The 5,112-nt window shown below is 44.8% G+C and carries 5 protein-coding genes, 1 tRNA gene and 1 pseudogene; 1 reads left to right on the top strand and 6 read right to left on the bottom strand.

Annotated features, from left to right (window positions below):
- The 3 genes and pseudogenes from AUJ82_07340 to AUJ82_07350 form a co-directional block, all read right to left on the bottom strand.
- Window positions 1-582: pseudogene (locus AUJ82_07340) on the bottom strand (hypothetical protein).
- Window positions 576-902, bottom strand: a complete 327-nt coding sequence (locus AUJ82_07345) for a hypothetical protein (GenBank protein ID OIO58893.1) — start codon at window positions 900-902, stop codon at window positions 576-578. The pseudogene AUJ82_07340 and the gene AUJ82_07345 overlap by 7 nt, the downstream one beginning before the upstream one ends.
- Window positions 903-1,164: 262 nt before the next feature.
- Window positions 1,165-1,239: transfer RNA gene (locus AUJ82_07350), tRNA-Phe, on the bottom strand.
- 182 nt (window positions 1,240-1,421) lie between these two features.
- Between AUJ82_07350 and AUJ82_07355 the strand changes: the two genes are divergently transcribed.
- Window positions 1,422-2,027, top strand: coding sequence for a superoxide dismutase (locus AUJ82_07355; GenBank protein OIO58894.1), 606 nt, complete (start codon window positions 1,422-1,424; stop codon window positions 2,025-2,027).
- 407 nt (window positions 2,028-2,434) lie between these two features.
- Here AUJ82_07355 and AUJ82_07360 read toward each other — a convergent pair whose 3' ends face one another.
- The 3 genes from AUJ82_07360 to AUJ82_07370 are packed head-to-tail and all read right to left on the bottom strand — an operon-like array spanning window position 2,435 to window position 4,924.
- Window positions 2,435-3,769 (bottom strand): hypothetical protein, encoded by a 1,335-nt coding sequence (locus AUJ82_07360; protein ID OIO58895.1) that lies wholly within the window; start codon window positions 3,767-3,769, stop codon window positions 2,435-2,437.
- A gap of 29 nt (window positions 3,770-3,798) precedes the next feature.
- Entirely contained in the window at window positions 3,799-4,446 is a 648-nt protein-coding gene (locus tag AUJ82_07365) for a hypothetical protein (GenBank protein OIO58896.1), read from the bottom strand.
- Between the two features lie 10 nt (window positions 4,447-4,456).
- Window positions 4,457-4,924, bottom strand: a complete 468-nt coding sequence (locus AUJ82_07370; GenBank protein ID OIO58897.1) for a hypothetical protein — start codon at window positions 4,922-4,924, stop codon at window positions 4,457-4,459.
- Between the last annotated feature and the right edge of the window lie 188 nt (window positions 4,925-5,112).

The following is a 5,112-nucleotide window of genomic DNA, read 5'->3' on the forward strand; positions in this document are numbered from 1 at the left end:
TATCCATATTCCTTGATACGCGCTATACGTAGCAAAGGCGGCTACCCAATCAATTACAAATATAAGCCAAAACCAGTGATACCATTTGATTCCTAAAAGCGTCCCTTTTCTACCGTCAAAAACTTCGGAATTTTCGTCACGAAAATCTTGTCCATATTTACCAAAAAAACAACCGACGACCGGGCTTGTAACAACGATAATAGTTACGACTATCCACTGACCTATTGTCAATGGTAAAAAAAGCGGTCCTTTGTAGTTGAATGCAAGAGAAGCAACAACGACCCAAAATATTGACGTTGGTAATGCGGAGGCTACCCCCCAGACCCGTCCACGACTTTTCACAATGCAGCCTGTCACAAATCCGCCAAATGCTGTTCCTATGATAGACGCTATGACTCGCAAAACATGGTGATTTCCCCAAAACCCAAATAACCACATTTCTTCCTCTTTGGGGTATATATACCCCGCTCCTTCTCCAATGGCAGCTGTAATTACATTTGCAATAACCACCCCAAAAAGAACAGCGCCAATTTTTCTCGCAATGATTTGTAATTTTGATTGCTCGTTCACGATGCTTACCACTCTCCGCTTTGTTTTTTTCTACGACCTTCTAGTATGCCTCGGGTATACCCATCTTGCTCGGTTTCTCCGGCCCTCGCTACTGGAGCAACAGGAGGAACGGGGTCTACTCCTCTGACTCTGCCCCCATTATACGTATAACCCTCGATGAAACCTTTTTGATAATTATCGGAATAACTTTCGTACGCTTTCTTCCGAGGCCGATCATCCGACTCATCACCCGTAGTATGAATTTTACCATCACTAAGATCAGTTACTTTCATGGCATACACTACCTCGTGAAATACCAATAAAATAATTATGACTAAAAATATTTTGCGCATTTTTTGCCTCCTAAAACAATCTGATAACACCAAGGAAACAAACCACGATCCGACAACCGGGAGCTTGTGGGCCAACCTCGCCCGCGGAGTATTCTACCTCAACCTCATATGATCATAAACATATTACGTAAGGTGAGTGCAAAAATCCCTCACCTCTCAAAATGGCGAGAATCCCTGCCTGTCCGGCAGGCAGGTGCGGGGGCGTTCCAAACCCCACAGCCCCCGCTTGGAGACCGACTCCCACAAGTTCGATAAAAAATAATGGTGCCGAGGGGCAGAATCGAACTGCCCACGCCTGCCTTTTCAGGGCAGCGCTCTACCACTGAGCTACCTCGGCACTAATTTCCATGATCCATTTATTAAAAGGAAGATATTAACAGAGCTTCTTTCGATTGTAAATCTTCTATTTACCGTGGCTCGCAATCTATGGTTGACATCATCCCTTTTTAGAGCTAACCTCCTGGTCTCTGGTCTTGGAATGTTGTTTGGCAAATAAATCTAAAGAAAGGAATCTACCTTATGCCTGCCACTGCTCCTATTTTCGTTCTTGAAAAACTCCCCTATCTAGAAAATGCCTTAGAGCCTTATATTTCCGCGAAAACTCTCAGTTTTCACTACGGCAAACACCATGCCGGATATGTGGATAAACTTAATTCGCTTTGCGCGAATACCGCATACGCGGATCTTTCAATCGAAGCCGTAATGAAAAAAACTTCAGGAATTTTGGACAAAGCCGCCATCTTTAATAACGCGGCTCAGGTGTGGAACCATGCATTTTATTGGAAAAGCCTAAATCCTGAGGGATCTCGAAAACCTTCCGGTGTCCTGTTGTCAAAAATCGAAACGACTTTTTCAGGGTATGAAAATTTTCATAAGCAATTAATCGAGACAGCCATTTCACAATTCGGCAGTGGCTGGGCGTGGCTCGTCAAAGATGGAACAACACTCAAAATTGTAAAAACAACCAACGCTGACAATCCTCTCGTACATGGTCAAAAGCCGCTTCTGACCATCGACGTTTGGGAGCACGCCTACTATCTAGATTACCAAAATAAGCGCCAGGCTTACGTGGAAGCTATAGTTGATCATTTGCTTAACTGGGATTTTGCGGCGTCCAATTTCTAAGTTGAATACACCACGGATACGAGGATGTCTCTCGTGGAACGGGTAAGCAATTAAACACTATTCTCTTAACTAGGGCACACCGTTCATTAAAAATAATATTTTTTTGCTTAACTTTATCGCTTCGTCATGTTACTATGGCTCACGTTTGGGTATTTTCTTTTATTAACAAGGAGGCAAAATGCGTAAAGGAACGTTAGTCATTGGTGTAGTTTTAATGCTCGCAGTCGCTTATTGCGTGAATGCGTATGCAGCTGATGCGGCAGGAACTTCTGCATGGGAGGGTTTTTGGAACTCAGTCGGCGGATTTTTCTACAACGCGTTGCCCTGGAACTGGGGCAATTGGGTTGGTAAATAAGTACTAACCGCTCGTTAAATAAATCAGAGGCGTGGGAAACCGTGCCTCTTTTTTATTTTCTTTCATTCATCTTTTCTCTGGAAAAATGCCGCCCAACATAAGGAGAAGATGAGTCTACTGAGGTTATGAGTTCAAGCGTCTCCGGATCAAATCTTAAAGCGCGAAGCTTTCGGGCAAACACCGCCGTCGATACGGCAACAACCAATGTGATAGTCCCTCCCACGGCCACGCATGGGACAGTTCCTATAAGAGAAGCAAGCATACCGCTTTCAAAAGTGCCGACTTCGTTAGAAGCACAGAGAAACACCATATTAACCGCCGCGACACGGCCGCGCAAAGGATCCGGAGAAAGAAGTCTCATCATGGATCTGCGGATCACGACACTGACACCGTCAAAAACGCCGCTTACGAATAAGGCGCTCATCGACAGCCAAAAATTTTTCGAGAAAGCAAATACGAGAATACTGACGCCAAAACCTGCGACTGCCCATAATAAATTGCGTCCCGCGTGCGCCATCGGAGGCCGGTGTGTCGCCATCAATGTAATGAACACCGCACCCATAAAAGTAGCCGCATTTAATAATCCCAGCCCCGTAGCGCCAACATGGAGAATGTCCTCGGCATAGATTGGCAAAAGCGCCACCGCACCCCCAAACAGCACCGCCAAAAGATCAAGACCCATTGAAGCAAAAAGAGGTTCACTCTTCAAAACAAAATGCCAGCCGATGCCGAGACTTTTAAAGAGCGATTCCTGCCGCTTGGGTACCGACTGAGGCTTCGGAGAAATAAAAAATGTCGAAACCCAGGATAAAATAAAAGCGCCCGCTATCACAAGATACGAGCCTCGCGCATGCCACGCGTCAAAAATAAAACCAATCGCGGCTGGCCCCAGCACCGCGGAGCTAATCCAAGTCGTACTAATCCAGGAAGAGGCGTTGACCGTTAAATGTTTTGGGACCACCTGCGCCTCAAAAGCAGCGTTGGCAGGATCCGCGAAGCCGCGCGCGATACCGGCAATGAATATCACGGAATACAACCCAAATACCGACACCGATTCCCCATGCCACGATAATAAAGTGAGAGCTATCGCGCAAAGAAAAGAAGACGCACGCGTTATAAGTATTATCCTTTGACGATTGAAATGATCCGCAACATATCCTCCGAAAAGAACTAACGAAATCGCAGGAATAGCCTCGATTAAGCCCAGCCACCCGAGCGCCAAAGCGCTGTGCGTGATCCGGTAAATTTGAAAACCGATCACTACGGCGAGCGCGCGGCTTCCGAAAGTGAAAAATCCTACCGAACCGATAAAAAGACGAATATCGGGGATATTTAAGGAATCTGCAAAGTGACGTTTGAATTGGTTCATAAGGCTTTTATTATACATGCCATTGCAAATCTCCGAGCGAGAGCCGTCTAAAAGTGTCCAAGAGCTTGCCTTAGTTTAGTCTCAATTTGATCAGGAGCTTCGTTCTTCGTATAGATTGGGTTACTAAACCAAACAGTCACACGACTAAATGGATAAGGCACTTCATATTGATCCCATCGTTTCTTTAGTCTGAACCCTTTGCTTATTTCTTGTCGAACCGCCACAATGGGCTTTGAAGTCTTCGCGGCCAAGTACAGCGCACCGGGCTTTATATAACCTGCTTTTTTGAGGCCAAATTGTCCCACAATGCCATCCGCTACCACAGTCACATGCGAACCTTGTTTTAACATTTTTTTTAGCCTAAACATGGACTTGTCGGCAACTGTCACAGGTGCGGATTGGTAACCAAGGTGTCGGCGAATTTTCCAGTAAATGGCATTCTTCCAATCCGGCAATGTGATTGACCCCATTCGACAGTAACTGCCCAACATGAGCGGCACAAACGTTTTTCCGTGCCAAACCACATAAATCGCATTAAAGCTATTTAAAAATTTTCTTGGCGAAAATTGAGAATTGATCACTTCCACCCGGAGGGTGCTATAATAGATAAAGTAGATCCAGGTAATCCATAAGGCGGCTAACTCTAACAAAAAGTCTTTTAGCCAGCCTGTTTTTTTTGTGAAGGAATGCCGCATGTATCCTGTCTTATACTTTCAAAATAATCGCATCGTGTCTTATGATCTGATGGAGCTTTTGGCCTACCTGGCCTTTTCTGTCTATATTTACCGATCGTTCGTTAAACTGAACATCAAACCCTCTCAGATCTATTGGCTGGTTTTTTTGGGTTTTATCGTCTATAGCCTGGGTGGCATGATCCTGCCGATGGTTTATCAATGGTTCCAATACCACCGACGGCCTCAATGGAAATTTTGGCAACACAACCCCGGCCGCTTTTTTCATAGCGTGGTAATCTCTGGTCTTTGTTACTTCCTTTTGATATCCAAAATATTCAAGTGGCCTACCAAAAAAATTATGGATCATTTCGCGATCGGTGTCATGCTCAGTAGTCCGATAGGACGGATCGGTTGTTTTCTTCAAGGATGCTGTGGTGGAAAACTCTCCACCCTGCCTTGGGCGATGACGTTCCCTCGATACCCCAATGCGCGTCTCCACCCCGCTCAATTATATATGTTTTTTACTGAAAGTTTTATTTTTCTTTGGCTGATTTTCTTTAATAAGAGAAAAAAATTTGACGGTGAAACATTTTGGGTAGCGATTTTCCTTTATTCAGTCTATCGTTTTTTTATTGAATATGTTCGGACGAATCCCATGTTTATATTCGGCTTAACACATGCTCAAGT

This window comes from Verrucomicrobia bacterium CG1_02_43_26 (assembly GCA_001872735.1).
Taxonomy (GTDB): Bacteria; Verrucomicrobiota; Verrucomicrobiia; order Opitutales; family CG1-02-43-26; genus CG1-02-43-26.